The following is a 14772-nucleotide window of genomic DNA, read 5'->3' on the forward strand; positions in this document are numbered from 1 at the left end:
GTGCCGTGGGCGTCAGTCTCAAGGACGTTGCGCAGCGTGCGGGCGTGTCCGTCAAGACCGTGTCGAACGTCGTCAACAACTACCAGCACGTCACACCCGGCATGCGGGCCAAGGTCCAGCAGGCCATCGACGAACTCGGCTACCGCCCCAACCTCACCGCCCGCCACCTGCGCAAAGGCCGCACCGGCATCATCGCGCTGGCCGTCCCCGAGTTCGGCAACCCCTACTTCGCCGAACTCGCCGGAGCCGTCATCGACGCCGCCGCCCGCCACGACTACACCGTCCTGGTCGACCACACCGCCGGGCTGCGCGAGAACGAACTCCTGGTCAGCCAGGGCTTCCGGTCCCACGTCATCGACGGCCTGATCCTCAGCCCCATCCACCTGGAGACCGAGGACCTCACCGGCCGCTCCGGCGCCGCCCCCCTCGTCCTGCTCGGCGAACGCGAGTACGAGGCGCCGTACGACCACATCGCCATCGACAACGTCGCCGCCGCCCGCGAGGCCGTCCGCCACCTGCTCGGCCTCGGCCGCCGCCGCATCGCCTTCCTCGGCTCCCGCACCGGCCGCGAACGCCAACCCGCCCACCTGCGGCTGCGCGGCTGGCGCCAGGAGCTGGAGGCGGCCGGGCTGCCCGCCGACGACTCGCTGGTGGTCGTCACCGACGGGTACGGCCGCGCCGACGGCGCCCACGCCATGGCCGCCCTGCTCGACCGGGGCGCCGCCCCCGACGCCGTCTTCGCCTACAACGACCTCATCGCGGTCGGTGCCATGCGCACCCTCGCCGAACGCGGCCTCTCCGTCCCCGGCGACGTCGCGGTGGTCGGCTTCGACGACATCGAGGAGGCCCGCTACGGCGCCGTCTCCCTCACCACCGTCTCCCCCGACAAGGAGGCCATCGCCCGCCTCGCCGTGGACAGCCTCGTCGCCCAGCTCACCGACGGCGCCCCGCCGCCCGAACCGCGCCGCCCCCGCCCCGGCTACCGTCTCGTCGTCCGCGAGTCCACCGCCGCCGCCCGCCCCGGCGGCCACCGGTGAACGCCCCCACCGCCCCCGCCGTCCGCTACGAACCGCACGGCTACGCCCCCGACGGCAGCCCCGTCCAGCGCTGGCACCTCGACTCCGGCACCGGCACCACAGCCGCCGTCCTCACCTACGGCGGCATCCTCCAGCACCTCACCGTCCCCGCCACCGACGGCACCCGCGCCTCCGTCGTCCTCGGCCTGCCCACCACCGAGGCGTACGCCGCCGCCCGCGGCCCCTATCTCGGCGCGCTCGTCGGCCGGTACGCCAACCGCCTCGCCCACGGCCGCTTCCCGCTCGACGGCGCCGACCACACCGTCCCCGCCAATGACCGGGGCCACGCCCTGCACGGCGGCCCCGACGGCTTCGACCGGCGCGTCTGGCGGGCCACCCCGGTCCCCGACCCGCACGCCGCCGCCGTCCGCCTTACCCTGCGCAGCCCCGACGGCGACATGGGCTTCCCCGGCGCCCTCGACGTGGCCGTCACCTACCGGCTCGGGGCCGACCACACCCTGACCGTCGACTACGAGGCCCGCACCGACCGGCCCACCGTCGTCAACCTCACCCACCACGCCTACTTCGACCTGTCGGCGGGCGAGGGCGGCCTCGCCGCCCACACCCTGCGCGTCCCCGGCGGCCACTACCTGCCCGTCGACGCCGGCGCCATCCCGGTCGGCCCGCCCGCCCCCGTCGGCGGCACCCCCTTCGACCTGCGCGAGGCCACCCCGCTCGGGGCGCGCCTCGCGCCGGAGGCCGTCGCCGCCGACCCGCAGCTCGCCGCCGCCGGCGGGTACGACCACACCTGGCTCCTGGACGGCGATCCCGCCCCCGACGGCCTGCGGCCGGCCGCCGCCCTCGCCGCCCGCGACGGCAGCCGGACCATGGAGGTGTGGACCACCGAACCCGCCGTGCAGGTCTACACCGGCAACCAGCTCGACGCCTCCCTCACCGGCGCCGACGGCCGCCCCCTGACCCGCCACCGCGCCGTCTGCCTGGAGACCCAGCACCTGCCCGACTCGCCCAACCACCCGGAGTACCCCACCACCGTCCTCCGCCCCGGCCAGCACCTCCGCAGCCGCACCGCCTACCGCTTCCCGCACCTGGGGAGCGCCTGACCGGCGCGGTGGACGGGAAGCGCCCGGACCGGCCCGCACAGGGGGCGGGCCGGTCCGGGCGGACGGGCTCAGTTCAGCCGCGCCCGTGCCGCCCGCGCCTGCCCGCGGATCAGTTCGGCCGCCTCCGGGTCGACGGCGGCGACCACCTCGGCGTACGACTCCAGTTCGCGGGCACCGCGCACGAAGTCGCCGCACTTGACGAGGAGTTGCGCGTGCTCGTAGCGCAGGTCGGCCGAGTGGGAGGGGAGCAGCAGCGACAACTCGACCGCCCACAGCGCCACGTCGGTCCGCTCGGGCCTGGCCGCCGCCCAGGCGCGGATGTTGTTGAGGACCCGGCGGATCACCTCCAGCGGGTCGGCCGGGCGCATCAGCGACGGGTCGAGCGGCGACCCCGTCACGCCGGTCACCAGGAGCGAGGCGTCGGCGGGGGAGAGGAGCGTGCCGCCGTCGAAGGGGTCGGCCAGCACCAGGTCGTCCGGCGGGCCGAAGCCGACGGTGAAGTGGCCGGGCAGCGCCACGCCGTGGACCGGGGCGCCCGCGCGGCGGGCCACCTCCATCCACACCACCGACAGCAGGATCGGCAGCCCCCTGCGGCGCCGCAGCACCTCCTGGAGCAGCGAGGACTCCAGCCGCCGGTAGTCGGACTCGGTGCCGTGGAAGCCGTACCGGGTGCCCAGCAGCTCGGCCAGGGCCAGCGCCCAGTCGCGCGGCGAGCCGGGCCGGTGCGGCAGCTCACCGGCGAGCCGGTCCAGCTCCACCTCGGCCGCGTCGATGCCGTGCTCGCCGCGGTCGGGGTCGGCGACCGCCCCGACGAGCAGGCAGAGCCGGGCCAGGCCCGGCCGCTCGGAGCGGGCCTCCTCGGCGAACTCGGTACGCAGCCGCAAGGGGTCGGGCAGCTCCATCAGCACCGGTCCCCGGGGTCCGCCGCGCCCGCTCCGGGGGCCCGGTGGTGGTGGTAGTGGTGGTGCACGGTGAACCCGGCCCGCTCGTACATGGCGCGGGCCGCCGTGTTCTCCCGCTCCACCTGGAGCCAGGCCGCCGAGGCGCCCTCGTCCAGCGCGCGGGCCGCCAGCGCCGCCATCACGTCCGAGGCGAGGCCTTGGCGCCGGTGCGCCGGGTCGACCTCGACGGCGGCGAACCCGGCCCAGCGGCCGTCCACCACGCACCGCCCGATCGCCCGCGCCGGGCCGCCGGGCTCGCCGTCGACGGTGGCGAACCAGACCGAGGGCCCGCCGGTCAGCACCGCCGTCACCTCCGGCCGTACCGCGCCGACCCGCTGATAACGGCTCAGCCACGCCGCGTCCGGCTCCCGTGCCAGCCGGACAGCCGCGCCAGGCGCCCGGTCGGCGAGCGGGGCCAGCGCGCCGGTGCGCAGCTCGGCGGAGACCTCCCGGGCCCAGCCCAGTGCCTCCAGCTCGGCCGCCAGCCGCTCCTGCGTCCCCGCGCCGCCGGTGGCCGTCTGGACGTACGCGGGCAGCCCGTGCGCGGCGTACCAGCGGTCCACCGCCGCCAGTGCCTCGGGCAGCTCCCTGCCCGGGTCGCCCAGCGGCAGCACCGAGTTGGCGCGCCGGGTGAAGCCCGCGGCCGCCCGCAGCGTCCACGCGCCGAGCGGCTCGCTCTCCACCGGCGGCCAGCCGCGCGCGGCGACGCGGGCCAGCTCCGGGTAGGAGGCGGCCGGGCCGCGGCGGCGGGCCGGAGCCGCCGGAACCGTCTTCGCGGCGGCCAGGGCCGCCTCGGCGACCTGGACCGACTCGCCGGAACGGCGTGTGATTCGCAGCACGCCGCCGGTCCATGATGTGAGAACACCCACCGTGTCGGTGAACCGCGCGTCCCCCGTTCCGGTATCGGTGAAGGCTCGTACCGAGACGCGTTTTCCCACGTCATCGGGGGTGATACGGACTTCGAGCTGTCCGCCGGCAGTGAATTCCACGGCTCTGGCCGCCCCTCCTGTTCGGATCATCTCCGGGAACGGAGATACTAGGGGTGGGCATCGACGACGCCGCGCTCCCGCGCGCCAGGCGGCGGAGCCTGTAGAGACGGCCCGCCAGCGCCCTATCGAGGAGGAACGACAGCGTGACCTACGTCATCGCGCAGCCTTGTGTCGACGTGAAGGACAAGGCGTGCATCGAGGAGTGCCCGGTCGACTGCATCTACGAGGGCCAGCGGTCCTTGTACATCCACCCGGACGAGTGCGTCGACTGTGGAGCCTGTGAGCCGGTCTGCCCGGTCGAGGCGATCTTCTACGAGGACGACACTCCCGAGGAGTGGAAGGACTACTACAAGGCGAACGTCGAGTTCTTCGACGAGCTGGGTTCGCCCGGCGGGGCCAGCAAGCTCGGTCTCATCGAGCGCGACCACCCCTTCATCGCCGAACTGCCGCCGCAGAACCAGTAGGACTCCGGTCCGGTTCCGCCCACGCAGTCCGTACGAGGTCCCGCCGGTTCCGCACCGGCGGGACCTCGTCGTTTCCGGTGCGCCGCCCCTGGGCGGACGTGCCCCGCGACCCATCCCACCGCACCAGGACCCGAAAAGAGCAGCCGTGTCCGCAGCCGCGTCCTCCCCCGTCTCCGCGCTTCTCCCCGCGTTCCCGTGGGACAGGCTCCAGCCGTACAAGGCGACCGCCGCCGCCCACCCGGACGGCCTCGTCGACCTCTCCGTCGGCACCCCGGTCGACCCGGTCCCGCAGCTCGTGCGCGACGCGCTGACGGCCGCCGCCGACTCGCCCGGCTACCCGACGGTCTGGGGCACCCCTGAGCTGCGCGCCGCCATCCTCGGCTGGGCCGGCCGCCGCCTCGGCGCGGAAGGGCTGACCGAGCACAACGTCCTGCCGGTGGTCGGCTCCAAGGAGCTCGTCGCCTGGCTCCCCGCCCAACTGGGCCTGGGCCGCGGCGACACGGTCGCCTTCCCGCGGCTGGCCTACCCGACGTACGAGGTCGGCGCCCGGCTGGCCCGCGCCGAACCGGTGGTCTACGACGACCCGGTCACCGATCTCGACCCCGGCCCGCTCAAGCTGCTCTGGCTCAACTCGCCGTCCAACCCGACCGGCCGCGTCCTCGGCAAGGACGAGCTGACCCGCGTCGTGGCGTGGGCGCGCGAGCACGACGTCCTGGTCGTCAGCGACGAGTGCTACCTGGAGCTGGGCTGGGAGGCCGACCCGGTCTCGGTCCTGCACCCGGAGGTCTGCGGCGGGAGCCACGAGGGGCTGGTCGCCGTCCACTCGCTCTCCAAGCGCTCCAACCTGGCCGGTTACCGGGCCGCGTTCATCCTCGGCGACCAGGCCGTCCTCGGCGAGCTGCTGCAGATCCGCAAGCACGGCGGCATGATGACGCCCGCTCCGGTGCAGGCCGCCACCGTCGCCGCCCTCGGCGACGACGCGCACGTGGCCGAGCAGCGTGAGCGGTACGCGGCCCGCCGCACCGCCCTGCGCGAGGCGCTGTTCGCCCACGGCTTCCGCGTGGAGCACAGCGAGGCCAGCCTCTACCTGTGGGCCACCCGCGACGAGCCCTGCTGGGACACCGTCGCCCACCTGGCCTCCCTCGGCATCCTCGCCGCCCCGGGCGACTTCTACGGCGCGGCCGGGGACCGCTTCGTCCGGATCGCCTTCACCGCGACCGACGAGCGCGTCGCGGCGGCCGTCGCCCGGCTCACCGCGGCCGGCTGACCGCGCCGCGTCCCGCCGTCCGCCGGCGGCCGGACACGCCGCAGGGCCCGGGGAGTCCGCGCTCCCCGGGCCCTGCGTGCTCGGCCGCCGACGCGGCGGGAGGGTCAGCCGATCGGCAGGCCGCCGGTGGGCAGGCCCTTGCCGGTCAGGCCGCTCTGGGCGGCGGAGCCGGCCGTGTCGCCGACCGCCTTGCCCGCGGAGCCCGCGAGGGTCCCGGCGGCGTCCTGGGCGGCCGGGGCGACGGTCTTGCCGGTCTGGCCGACCGTCTTGCCCGCGGCGGGCACCGCGGTGCCGACGGCCTCGCTGCCGGTCTTCCCGGCGGCGCCGGTGACACCCTGCGCGGCGCCGTCGACGGTGTTGCCGAGGCCCTCGCCGTCCAGGGCGGTCAGCCCGCCCAGGTTCGACGTGGTGGGCAGCTCCACGGCGTTGGCGGCACCGGCCGCGCCGACCACGGGCGCTGCTGTGGCGGCGACGAGCAGGGCGGCACGGGCGATCCGACGGCTCAGGGGGAGGGACATGTTGCTCCTTCTAGCGGGACGTGGGGGCGCGGGCCTGAGGTGTCGGCCGACGCCGTCCGGGCCGGTCCGCCCGGCCCTGCGACGCCGTGACTACCGCGCCAGACCGGCGAAGGTTGCGGCACGGGCGGATCACGAATCGATAACGCGTCACATTGTCGTCCTCCCCGACAAGCGGCCCGGCGGCTCATCAGGTGAATGCTTTCCGCAGCCTCTGAACTAGGCGTTCGCTCCCCCGCCGACGTCCGCGGAGCCCTCCCGCGCGCCCCGCTGCCGGCCCCCGCACACCCCACCGTCCGGGTGACCCGCTCGCACGGGCGTGCACCGCCCCTCGTCAACGCGCGGGTGCCGCCCACCGCGAGCCGTCACCACGACAGGTCGCGCAGCACCGGCGGGCGGGCGGGGACGCACCGCACCAGCCGCGTCGCCGGGTCGTCCAGGGGCGCCGAGAACCGCTCAGGCCAGCCCTTCTCGGGCCCCAGGTAGCGGGTCAGCTTGCGCACCGCCCGGCCCCGGTCCAGCGGGACCACCTCGGCGGTGCCCCGGCAGGTCACCGAGAGCACCCGCCCGGTGGCGAGGTCGCAGGTGTCCACCACCAGGGCCACGGACGGGTCCGCGACAAGCCGCCGCCCCAGCCCGGCGTACGCGCCGGTCAGCCACCAGAACGCCCCGTCCTCCCAGAGGAACCACACCGGCCGCACCGTCGGCCCGGCGGTGGCGACCCGGGCCACCAACGGCCGGGCGAGGAAGGCGTGCACGTCGAGACCGGTCATGCGGGGACGGTAACGGCGGCCGGCGACCGGGGGCAGCCCGCAGGAGTTCCTCACCGACTCCGCCTCGAAGACGGGCCGGGGTCAGCTCCCGGAGCCCCCGGTCACCACGATCCGTACCTCCTGGGCGCCCTCGCGGGCCTTCGCGCCGTCCTCCGTGGTCTCCCAGCCGCCGCCGGTGCGCCAGGTGCGGCCCGCGTGGGCGACCTCCGAGACGCCGAGCCGGGTGGCGTTGGCCACCGCCCAGTGGGCCAGCTCCCAGCCGCGGCGCTTGCCGTCCGCCGAGGAGACGGGGACCTGGACCACCCGGCGGCCGTCGGCGCCCTCGGCCGCGCCGGCCCCGGACCCGGCCGCGCCCGACGCGGGCAGCACGTCCTTGCCGAAGTCCCGGGTCAGCGCGGCGCGCACCGCCTTCTCGTCGCCGGGCTCCTCGGTGGCGCCGCCGCAGGTCAGGGTCTCGGCGGCGCGGCCGGTGAGGGCCGCCGCCAGCAGCGAGGCGTCCCGCTCGTGCTTGGCGTACGCCTGCGGGAAGCCGCTCTTCTGGACCCGCTGGGCCGCGACGGTCAGCGGCAGCCGGGAGTAGCCCGGGACCTCCGCCAGGTCCTCGTAGAACTTCTCCGAGGAGTAGACCGGGTCCATGATCTGCTCGGGGGTGCCCCAGCCCTGCGAGGGCCGCTGCTGGAAGAGGCCGAGCGAGTCGCGGTCGCCGTAGTCGATGTTGCGCAGCGAGGACTCCTGGATGGCGGTGGCCAGCGCGATCGTCACCGCCCGCTCGGGCATGCCCTTGCCGGTGCCGACCGCCGAGATGGTCGCGGCGTTGACCGCCATCACCGCACTCAGCTCGTACGTCTCGGCGGGGTCGTCGGCGGAGCGGACCACGCACCGGGCGTTGGCCGGGGCACCACCGCGCTGCTGCACCGCCAGGTACCCGGCGAGCGCCAGCAGCACGACCAGGGCCGCGGCGACGCGCAGCACACGGCCACGCCGGAAGAAGGAGGGCTCAGACACGCTGCCCAAGGTACTGGAGCGGTGCGGGGGAGTGCCGGGGCGCCCGCTGTGACCCTTTAGGGTCGCAGCCATGGCTCAGACTCTTGACCTCACGCTCGACGCCGCCGCCCTCACCGCCGCCCTCGTCGACCTGCCCTCCGAGAGCGGCGACGAGCGCGCCCTCGCCGACGCGATCGAGGCGGCGCTGCGCCCGCTGCCGCACCTGGCCGTCGAGCGGTACGGCAACAACGTCGTCGCCCGCACCCGCCTCGGCCGCGCCGAGCGGGTCATCCTCGCCGGGCACATCGACACGGTGCCGATCGCCGAGAACGTCCCCTCCCGGCTGGACGAGGACGGCGTCCTGTGGGGCTGCGGCACCTGCGACATGAAGTCCGGGGTCGCCGTCCAGCTGCGCATCGCCGCCACCGTCCCCGAGCCCAACCGCGACCTCACCTTCGTCTTCTACGACAACGAGGAGGTCGCCGCCGACCTCAACGGCCTCGGCCACGTCGCGGACGCCCGCCCCGACTGGCTCGAAGGCGACTTCGCGGTCCTCCTGGAGCCCTCCGACGGCCAGGTCGAGGGCGGCTGCCAGGGCACCCTGCGGGTGCTGCTGCGCACCACCGGCGAGCGCGCCCACTCGGCCCGCTCCTGGATGGGGTCGAACGCCATCCACGCCGCCGCGCCCATCCTGGACCGGCTCGCCGCCTACCAGCCGCGCTACCCGCTCATCGACGGCCTGGAGTACCGCGAGGGCCTCAACGCGGTCGGCGTCGAGGGCGGCGTCGCGGGCAACGTCATCCCCGACGCCTGCACCGTCACCGTCAACTTCCGCTACGCCCCCGACCGCACCGAGGAGGAGGCCCTCGCCCACGTCAAGGAGGTCTTCGCCGACTGCGGCGTGGCCGAGTTCGTGGTGGACGACCACAGCGGCGGCGCCCTGCCCGGCCTCTCCCACCCGGCGGCCGCCGCCTTCGCCGAGGCGGTCGGCGGCACCCCGATGCCCAAGTACGGCTGGACCGACGTGGCCCGCTTCAGCTCCCTCGGCGTGCCCGCCGTCAACTACGGGCCGGGCAACCCGCACCTCGCCCACCGGCGCGACGAGCGGGTCGACACCGCCAAGATCCTGGACGCCGAGAAGCGCCTGCAGAGCTGGCTCACCGCCTGAGGCGCCGCGCCGGGCCCCCGCCGCCCCTCTCCGCCCGTTCACCGCTTCCGGGCGGCCACGTCCGCTTCCGCCCGCCGTAACAGCGCTCCGCCTAGGCTGACATGGCCAGACGTCCGCCGGGACCCCCGGCGGACGGCGCCGAAGTACCGGAAGGGAAGGGGAGTACATGGCCACTCCACAAGCAGCGGATGTGCCGGAGGAGCAGCGGCTCGGCCCCGTCGTGCGGCGGCGCGAGCAGATCCAGCCCGGCACCACAGACCAGCGGCTGCTGGACACCAAGAGCGACTCCAGCTGGGTGCACACCGACCCCTGGCGGGTCATGCGCATCCAGTCGGAGTTCGTGGAGGGGTTCGGCGCGCTGGCCGAACTTCCCAGCGCCATCAGCGTCTTCGGCTCGGCGCGGACCGGCCCGGAGTCCTTCGAGTACCAGACCGGCGTGGAGCTGGGCAAAGCCCTCGTGGAGGCCGGGTTCGCGGTCATCACCGGCGGCGGGCCCGGCGCCATGGAGGCCGCCAACAAGGGCGCCCGGGAGGCGGGCGGCGTCTCCGTCGGCCTCGGCATCGAGCTGCCGTTCGAGCAGGGCCTCAACCGGCACGTCGACATCGGCGTGAACTTCCGCTACTTCTTCGTCCGCAAGACGATGTTCGTGAAGTACGCGCAGGGGTTCGTGGTCCTCCCCGGCGGCCTCGGCACGCTGGACGAGCTCTTCGAGGCGCTGACGCTGGTGCAGACCCGCAAGGTGACCCGGTTCCCGATCGTGCTGTTCGGCCGGGAGTACTGGGGCGGGCTGGTCGACTGGCTGCGGGACACCGTGGTGGCGCAGGGCAAGTGCGCCGCCAAGGACCTGCTCCTCTTCCACGTCACCGACGACGTCGAGGAGGCCGTCGCCCTGGTCACCAAGGAGACCGAGCCGCGCCGCCACCCCGGCTCGGGCCCGGCCGTCGCCATCGGCTCCTGACCGCGCCCCGGCCCGCCGCCCCGGCACCGGCCGGGGCCGGCGGGGGCGGGGCGCGCCGGCGTCACCCGCCGGGGACGCCGGTGCGGGCGAAATGGCCCGGGGTGGTGCCCACCAGCCGTTTGAAGTGCCGGTTCAGGTGCGACTGGTCGTAGAACCCAGCGGAAGCCGCCACCTCGCCCGGCGGCACCCCGTCGAGCAGCAGCCGCCGCGCCCGGTCGACGCGGAGCGTCGTCAGGTACTGGTGCGGGGCGATGCCGAAAGCACCGCTGAAGGCGCGCACCAGGTGGGCGGGGTGGGCGTGCAGCAGCGCGGCCGCCTCGCCGAGTGGGAGCCCCTGGAGCAGCCGGGCGTCGAGGAGTTCCCGCAGGCGGCGGGCGACGCCGTGGTCCGGCGCGGGGGCGCGGTCGGTGAGCCGGGGCCGCAGGTGGGTGTGGAGCCGTTCGCGGATCAGGGCGAGGCGGCTCTCCGCCTCCAGCTCGTCGCCCGGGGCGGCCAGCGCGGTGTGGAGCCGGCCGACGCGTCGGCGCAGCCGGGCGTCGACCAGGTCGGGCCGGTCCACGGCCGCGCCGATCAGCTCGCCGCCGAGCTGGCTCTCGTCCAGGTAGATCACGCGCTTGCGGAAGCCGTGCGCGGTGGCGGGCGAGCCGTTGTGCGGGACCTGCGGCGGCAGCAGGGAGACCGTGTCGGCGGGAGTGCCGTGCGGGTGCCGGTCCAGGTCGTAGCGGACCGCGCCGTCGTCCACGATGAGCAGGGTCCACACGTCGTGGACGTGCATCGGGTAGGCGTGCTCGGTGAAGCGCGCGTGGAAGACCTCCGCCACCCCGGGGACCCGGGGGCGCCACGCGTAAACCTGCTGCCGGGCCGCCATGCAAGAAACGTACAAGACCGGGCGCGGGGCCCCTCGGCAGGCTCGGGGCATGACGACGAACGACACCGCACCCGTCCGCTTCGACACCAGGATCGCCGTGCTGCTCCGCGAGGACCTGGCGGTCTGGCAGCGGCTCAACGTGACCGCCTTCCTGGTCAGCGGGCTGGGAGCCGACCACCCCGAGGTGGTCGGCGAGCCCTACCAGGACGCCGACGGCACCCGGTACCTGCCGATGTTCCGCCAGCCCGTGCTGGTCTTCGAGGGGACCAAGGAGACGCTGACCGCCGCCCGCGGCAAGGCGCTCACCCGCGCGCTGCCCCGGGCGGTCTTCACCTCCGACCTCTTCAGCACCGGCAACGACCGCGACAACCGCGCCGCCGTGCGGGCCGTGCGGACGGACCAGCTGGACCTGGTGGGCCTCGCCGTCCACGGCCCGCGCAACGCGGTGGACAAGGTGCTCAAGGGTGCGCGTATGCACCCCTGACACCCGGCTGTCCGGTCAGGCCCCCGACGCCGCCGCTCGCCGGGCGGCCAGCCCGCGGAGTTCCTCCTCGGTGAGGGCGATCCCGAACACCTCGCGCAGGGTCCCGTCCAGCGCGCCCGGGGCGATCTCCTCGGTGGTGCTGGTCCCGTCGACGCGGGTGGTGACGTGCGTCAGGCCGTCCAGGCTGTGGTGGGCGTCCGGGGTCATGCGCTGTGCGAAGAGCCGCCGGACGAAGGGGGAGTGCGCGTTGGTGCCCACGAAGTGGCTGGCGACGACGTAGTCGACCGGGTACTGGGCGGTGAGCGTGAAGGTGTGCCGGTCGATCCACGAGCCCGGGGGCCCCTCGGTGCCGGGAGCGGTCTGGTACAGCCACCACTGGTCGATCCCGTGGGTGCCGGGCCGCCGCTCCAGCCGGTACCGCCAGCCGTCGTACGTCGCACCGGCCCCGTCGGCGAGTTCGACCGGCCCGAGCGGACCGGCGCCGAAGCCGACGTCGCACAGCCACACGCGCTCGTCGTCGCGGGCGGTCACGGCGAGCAGGCCGTGGGTGGCGGGCAGCACCTTGGGCGCGCCGAGGCTGATCCGCCCCGTCATGCCGGTGACGTGGAACCCGAGACGTTCGACGGCGGCCGCGAAGAGGCCCACGTGCTCGAAGCAGTAGCCGCCGCGCCGGCCGTGGACGAGCCGGGCCTCCACGGAGGGCAGGTCGAGCGGCAGCTCCCGGCCGAGGACGGCGTGCACGTTCTCGAAGGGGATGCCGGTGGTGTGGGCGCGCTGGAGGTCGCGCAGCACGGCGAGGGTGGGCTCGCGGGGGCCCTCGTACCCGATCCGCGCCAGATAGGCGTCGAGGTCGAGCAGCCCACCGGACCACCGGTCGGGCCGGTGGTCGGTCGGGCTGGGGGCGGCGGCCGGGGCGCCCTGCGTGTCGGTCGGCGGAATGCTCATGGCCCTAGCCTCCTTCCTCAACTCGCCTTGAGGTCAAGCGATAGGGGGCGGGGACGCGACGGCGTCCACCCGGGTGGCGTCGCCCCGGGCAGCCGCACCTCCTCGCCGCGGCATGAGCACCACCTCCAGGTGCGGCCAGACGCGGCAACGGCGCGGTGTCGGCCCGGCACCAGGCAGGCCGTCGCGGACATGTCCTGACCCGGGGCTCCTCCGACAGGCCCTATGCCAGCCCCCGCCGCGCCACCGCCGGCTCCCGGTGCCCGGCGATCGACGCCACCATGTCCAGCACCTGCCGGGTCTCGGCCACCTCGTGCACCCGGTAGACCTGGGCACCGAGCCACGCCGAGACGGCCGTCGTCGCCAGGGTGCCGAGCAGCCGCTCCTTGACCGGGCGGTCCAGGGTCTCGCCGACGAAGTCCTTGTTGGAGAGCGAGACCAGGACCGGCCAGCCGGTCGCGGCCAGCTCGCCCAGCCGCCGGGTCGCCTCCAGGCTGTGGCGGGTGTTCTTCCCGAAGTCGTGCCCGGGATCGATCATGATCCTGTCGCGCCGCACCCCGAGGGCCACCGCCCGCTCCGCCAGCCCCACCGTGACGTCGAGGATGTCGGCGACCACGTCCTCGTACGCCACCCGGTGCGGCCGCGTCCGCGGGCGCGCCCCGCCCGCGTGGGTGCAGACCAGCCCCACATCGTGGCGGGCGGCCACCTCCGCCAGCTTCGGGTCGACCCCGCCCCAGGCGTCGTTCAGCACGTCGGCCCCGGCCTCGCAGACCGCCTCGCCGACCTCGTGGCGCCAGGTGTCGACGCTGATCACCACGTCGGGATGGCGCTCGCGGACCCGGGCGACGAAGCCCACCGTGCGGCGCGCCTCCTCCTCGGCGTCCACCTCGTCGCCGGGACCGGCCTTCACCCCGCCGATGTCCACGATGGCGGCACCCTCGGCGACTGCCCGGTCCACCCGTTCCAGCGCGGGCAGATCGTCGAAGGTCGCCCCCTGGTCGTAGAAGGAGTCGGGGGTCCGGTTGACGATCGCCATGATCACCGGCTCGTGCGGCCCGAACTCACGCCGTCCCAGACGCAGCATCCGTCGTACTCCCTCTCGCTGGTGGTCGCCTGCGACCTTAACCGCCGCCCGCGCATGGCACGATCGGGGTCCGACGCGTGGCGGGCCCCGGGCCGCGCGCGTGATCCTCACAACGTACGAGCGGTGGAGTCCCCGAGATGGTCATGTTCGTGTTCCTGGTCATCGCGCTGGTCGTGGTGGTGGCGGCGGTGACGCTCGTCGTGGTGGGCGGCGGCTCGCGCGCCGTGCTGCCCGAGGCGGGGCCGGAGACCGTCGCCGACGCGTTCCCCGAGGACCGGCCGCTGGCCCGCGCCGATGTCGACGCGCTGCGCTTCCCCGTGGCGCTGCGGGGTTACCGGATGACCGAGGTGGACGACGCGCTGAGCCGGCTCGGCGCCGAACTCGCCGAGCGGGACGCCCGCATCGCCGAACTGGAGAGCGCCCGCGCCGGGGACCAGGCGCACGCCGTCGGCGGCGCCGGACTCCTGGAGCCGCCCCCTGAGCCGGGCGCCACCGAGGCAGGCCCCGCCGACCCGCGGGACGAGGGGGACCGGCGATGACCGACGCGACGACCACGCCCGCCGCCCCGGCCGAGGGGGCCCTCCCCGGACCCGACGGGGCGCTCCGCTGCCCCTGGGGCCTGTCCACCGACGACTACCTCGTCTACCACGACACCGAGTGGGGCCGCCCCGTCCACGGCGACGACGCCCTCTTCGAGAGGCTCAGCCTGGAGGCGTTCCAGTCGGGGCTCTCCTGGATCACCATCCTGCGCCGCCGGGAGACCTTCCGGACCGCCTTCGCCGGGTTCGAGATCGCCGCCGTCGCCGAGTTCACCGAGGCCGACCGCAGCCGGCTGCTGGCCGACCCGGGCATCATCCGCAACCGCGCCAAGGTCGACGCCACCCTCGCCAACGCCCGGGTCCTCGCCGGTTGGTCCGAGGGCGAACTCGACGCGCTGATCTGGTCGTACGCCCCCGAGCGCGCGGGCCGCCCGGTGCCGCGCACCCTCGCCGACGTGCCCGCCGTCACCGATGCCTCGACCGGCCTGGCCAAGGCCCTGAAGAAGCGCGGCATCCGCTTCGTCGGCCCGACCACCGCCTACGCCCTCATGCAGGCCTGCGGCCTGGTCGACGACCACCTCGCCCACTGCGTGGCACGAGGGGCGGCCGGAACGGCGTAGGACCGCGTACACGCACGGGCCGGCCCGCCCGGCCGGCGA

At 75.2% G+C, this 14772-nt stretch carries 17 protein-coding genes; 9 read left to right on the forward strand and 8 right to left on the reverse strand.

Features of this window, described 5'->3' with window-relative positions:
- Positions 1-5: 5 nt before the first annotated feature.
- Both ACFWMZ_RS09985 and ACFWMZ_RS09990 read left to right on the forward strand, forming a co-directional pair.
- Complete coding sequence (locus ACFWMZ_RS09985) at positions 6-1037, forward strand: LacI family DNA-binding transcriptional regulator (protein ID WP_383182877.1); 1032 nt, start codon at positions 6-8, stop codon at positions 1035-1037.
- The gene (locus ACFWMZ_RS09990; protein WP_383182875.1) at positions 1034-2137 is read left to right on the forward strand and encodes an aldose epimerase family protein; all 1104 of its coding nucleotides are present in this window, start codon (positions 1034-1036) and stop codon (positions 2135-2137) included. The genes ACFWMZ_RS09985 and ACFWMZ_RS09990 overlap by 4 nt, the downstream gene beginning before the upstream one ends.
- 68 nt (positions 2138-2205) lie before the next feature.
- Here ACFWMZ_RS09990 and ACFWMZ_RS09995 read toward each other — a convergent pair whose 3' ends face one another.
- Both ACFWMZ_RS09995 and ACFWMZ_RS10000 read right to left on the reverse strand, forming a co-directional pair.
- Positions 2206-3039, reverse strand: coding sequence for a tetratricopeptide repeat protein (locus ACFWMZ_RS09995; protein WP_383200660.1), 834 nt, complete (start codon positions 3037-3039; stop codon positions 2206-2208).
- Entirely contained in the window at positions 3039-4097 is a 1059-nt protein-coding gene (locus ACFWMZ_RS10000; protein WP_383200663.1) for a GNAT family N-acetyltransferase, read from the reverse strand. The genes ACFWMZ_RS09995 and ACFWMZ_RS10000 overlap by 1 nt, the downstream gene beginning before the upstream one ends.
- A 113-nt stretch (positions 4098-4210) precedes the next feature.
- Here ACFWMZ_RS10000 and fdxA point away from each other — a divergent pair, with 113 nt between their 5' ends.
- On the forward strand, positions 4211-4531 hold the full coding sequence (gene fdxA, locus ACFWMZ_RS10005; RefSeq protein WP_003950669.1) for a ferredoxin: 321 nt from the start codon (positions 4211-4213) through the stop codon (positions 4529-4531).
- A gap of 145 nt (positions 4532-4676) precedes the next feature.
- Entirely contained in the window at positions 4677-5798 is a 1122-nt protein-coding gene (gene dapC, locus ACFWMZ_RS10010; RefSeq protein WP_383200666.1) for a succinyldiaminopimelate transaminase, read from the forward strand.
- A gap of 104 nt (positions 5799-5902) precedes the next feature.
- On the opposite strand, the gene ACFWMZ_RS10015 is transcribed toward dapC, so the two are convergent.
- The 3 genes from ACFWMZ_RS10015 to ACFWMZ_RS10025 all read right to left on the reverse strand — a co-directional run bounded on the left by ACFWMZ_RS10015 (position 5903) and on the right by ACFWMZ_RS10025 (position 8091).
- Entirely contained in the window at positions 5903-6316 is a 414-nt protein-coding gene (locus ACFWMZ_RS10015) for an ATP-binding protein (RefSeq protein WP_383181610.1), read from the reverse strand.
- A 362-nt stretch (positions 6317-6678) separates the two neighbouring features.
- The gene (locus ACFWMZ_RS10020) at positions 6679-7086 is read right to left on the reverse strand and encodes a pyridoxamine 5'-phosphate oxidase family protein (RefSeq protein WP_383181608.1); all 408 of its coding nucleotides are present in this window, start codon (positions 7084-7086) and stop codon (positions 6679-6681) included.
- 81 nt (positions 7087-7167) lie between these two features.
- Positions 7168-8091: a hypothetical protein gene (locus ACFWMZ_RS10025; protein ID WP_383181607.1), complete on the reverse strand. Its 924-nt coding sequence runs from the start codon at positions 8089-8091 to the stop codon at positions 7168-7170.
- A gap of 70 nt (positions 8092-8161) precedes the next feature.
- On the opposite strand from ACFWMZ_RS10025, the gene dapE reads away from it, so the two are divergent.
- Together dapE and ACFWMZ_RS10035 are read left to right on the forward strand one after the other, a co-directional pair.
- Positions 8162-9238 (forward strand): succinyl-diaminopimelate desuccinylase, encoded by a 1077-nt coding sequence (dapE, locus tag ACFWMZ_RS10030; RefSeq protein ID WP_383200669.1) that lies wholly within the window; start codon positions 8162-8164, stop codon positions 9236-9238.
- A 166-nt stretch (positions 9239-9404) separates the two neighbouring features.
- On the forward strand, positions 9405-10196 hold the full coding sequence (locus tag ACFWMZ_RS10035; RefSeq protein WP_383181602.1) for a TIGR00730 family Rossman fold protein: 792 nt from the start codon (positions 9405-9407) through the stop codon (positions 10194-10196).
- A 61-nt stretch (positions 10197-10257) separates the two neighbouring features.
- Here the strand turns inward: ACFWMZ_RS10035 and ACFWMZ_RS10040 are convergent, their stop codons facing one another.
- On the reverse strand, positions 10258-11064 hold the full coding sequence (locus ACFWMZ_RS10040) for an AraC family transcriptional regulator (protein WP_383181600.1): 807 nt from the start codon (positions 11062-11064) through the stop codon (positions 10258-10260).
- Between the two features lie 49 nt (positions 11065-11113).
- Between ACFWMZ_RS10040 and ACFWMZ_RS10045 the strand changes: the two genes are divergently transcribed.
- A complete protein-coding gene (locus ACFWMZ_RS10045; protein ID WP_383200671.1) occupies positions 11114-11548 on the forward strand; it encodes a DUF2000 family protein in 435 nt (144 codons plus the stop codon).
- Positions 11549-11563: 15 nt separating this feature from the next.
- On the opposite strand, the gene ACFWMZ_RS10050 is transcribed toward ACFWMZ_RS10045, so the two are convergent.
- The gene (locus ACFWMZ_RS10050; protein WP_383200674.1) at positions 11564-12493 is read right to left on the reverse strand and encodes an arylamine N-acetyltransferase; all 930 of its coding nucleotides are present in this window, start codon (positions 12491-12493) and stop codon (positions 11564-11566) included.
- A gap of 220 nt (positions 12494-12713) precedes the next feature.
- Positions 12714-13574 (reverse strand): dihydropteroate synthase, encoded by an 861-nt coding sequence (gene folP / locus ACFWMZ_RS10055; protein ID WP_383181592.1) that lies wholly within the window; start codon positions 13572-13574, stop codon positions 12714-12716.
- Positions 13575-13711: 137 nt separating this feature from the next.
- Between folP and ACFWMZ_RS10060 the strand changes: the two genes are divergently transcribed.
- Both ACFWMZ_RS10060 and ACFWMZ_RS10065 read left to right on the forward strand, forming a co-directional pair.
- Entirely contained in the window at positions 13712-14113 is a 402-nt protein-coding gene (locus ACFWMZ_RS10060) for a DivIVA domain-containing protein (protein WP_383181589.1), read from the forward strand.
- Positions 14110-14733, forward strand: a complete 624-nt coding sequence (locus tag ACFWMZ_RS10065) for a DNA-3-methyladenine glycosylase I (protein WP_383181587.1) — start codon at positions 14110-14112, stop codon at positions 14731-14733. Before ACFWMZ_RS10060 ends, ACFWMZ_RS10065 begins: the two co-directional genes overlap by 4 nt.
- The last annotated feature ends 39 nt before the right edge of the window (positions 14734-14772 follow it).

Origin of the sequence: Streptomyces sp. NPDC058373, assembly GCF_042723275.1 — a bacterium.
GTDB lineage: Bacteria > Actinomycetota > Actinomycetes > Streptomycetales > Streptomycetaceae > Streptomyces.

Bases quoted from the DNA above. Each gene is read 5' to 3' on its own strand.
- ACFWMZ_RS10050 (WP_383200674.1), bottom strand. From the start codon at position 12,493: ATGAGCATTCCGCCGACCGACACGCAGGGCGCCCCGGCCGCCGCCCCC.
- ACFWMZ_RS10000 (WP_383200663.1), bottom strand. From the start codon at position 4,097: ATGATCCGAACAGGAGGGGCGGCCAGAGCCGTGGAATTCACTGCCGGC.
- ACFWMZ_RS10015 (WP_383181610.1), bottom strand. From the start codon at position 6,316: ATGTCCCTCCCCCTGAGCCGTCGGATCGCCCGTGCCGCCCTGCTCGTC.
- ACFWMZ_RS10060 (WP_383181589.1), top strand. From the start codon at position 13,712: ATGGTCATGTTCGTGTTCCTGGTCATCGCGCTGGTCGTGGTGGTGGCG.
- ACFWMZ_RS10045 (WP_383200671.1), top strand. From the start codon at position 11,114: ATGACGACGAACGACACCGCACCCGTCCGCTTCGACACCAGGATCGCC.
- folP (WP_383181592.1), bottom strand. From the start codon at position 13,574: ATGCTGCGTCTGGGACGGCGTGAGTTCGGGCCGCACGAGCCGGTGATC.
- ACFWMZ_RS10065 (WP_383181587.1), top strand. From the start codon at position 14,110: ATGACCGACGCGACGACCACGCCCGCCGCCCCGGCCGAGGGGGCCCTC.
- ACFWMZ_RS10040 (WP_383181600.1), bottom strand. From the start codon at position 11,064: ATGGCGGCCCGGCAGCAGGTTTACGCGTGGCGCCCCCGGGTCCCCGGG.
- dapE (WP_383200669.1), top strand. From the start codon at position 8,162: ATGGCTCAGACTCTTGACCTCACGCTCGACGCCGCCGCCCTCACCGCC.
- ACFWMZ_RS09995 (WP_383200660.1), bottom strand. From the start codon at position 3,039: ATGGAGCTGCCCGACCCCTTGCGGCTGCGTACCGAGTTCGCCGAGGAG.
- ACFWMZ_RS10035 (WP_383181602.1), top strand. From the start codon at position 9,405: ATGGCCACTCCACAAGCAGCGGATGTGCCGGAGGAGCAGCGGCTCGGC.
- ACFWMZ_RS10020 (WP_383181608.1), bottom strand. From the start codon at position 7,086: ATGACCGGTCTCGACGTGCACGCCTTCCTCGCCCGGCCGTTGGTGGCC.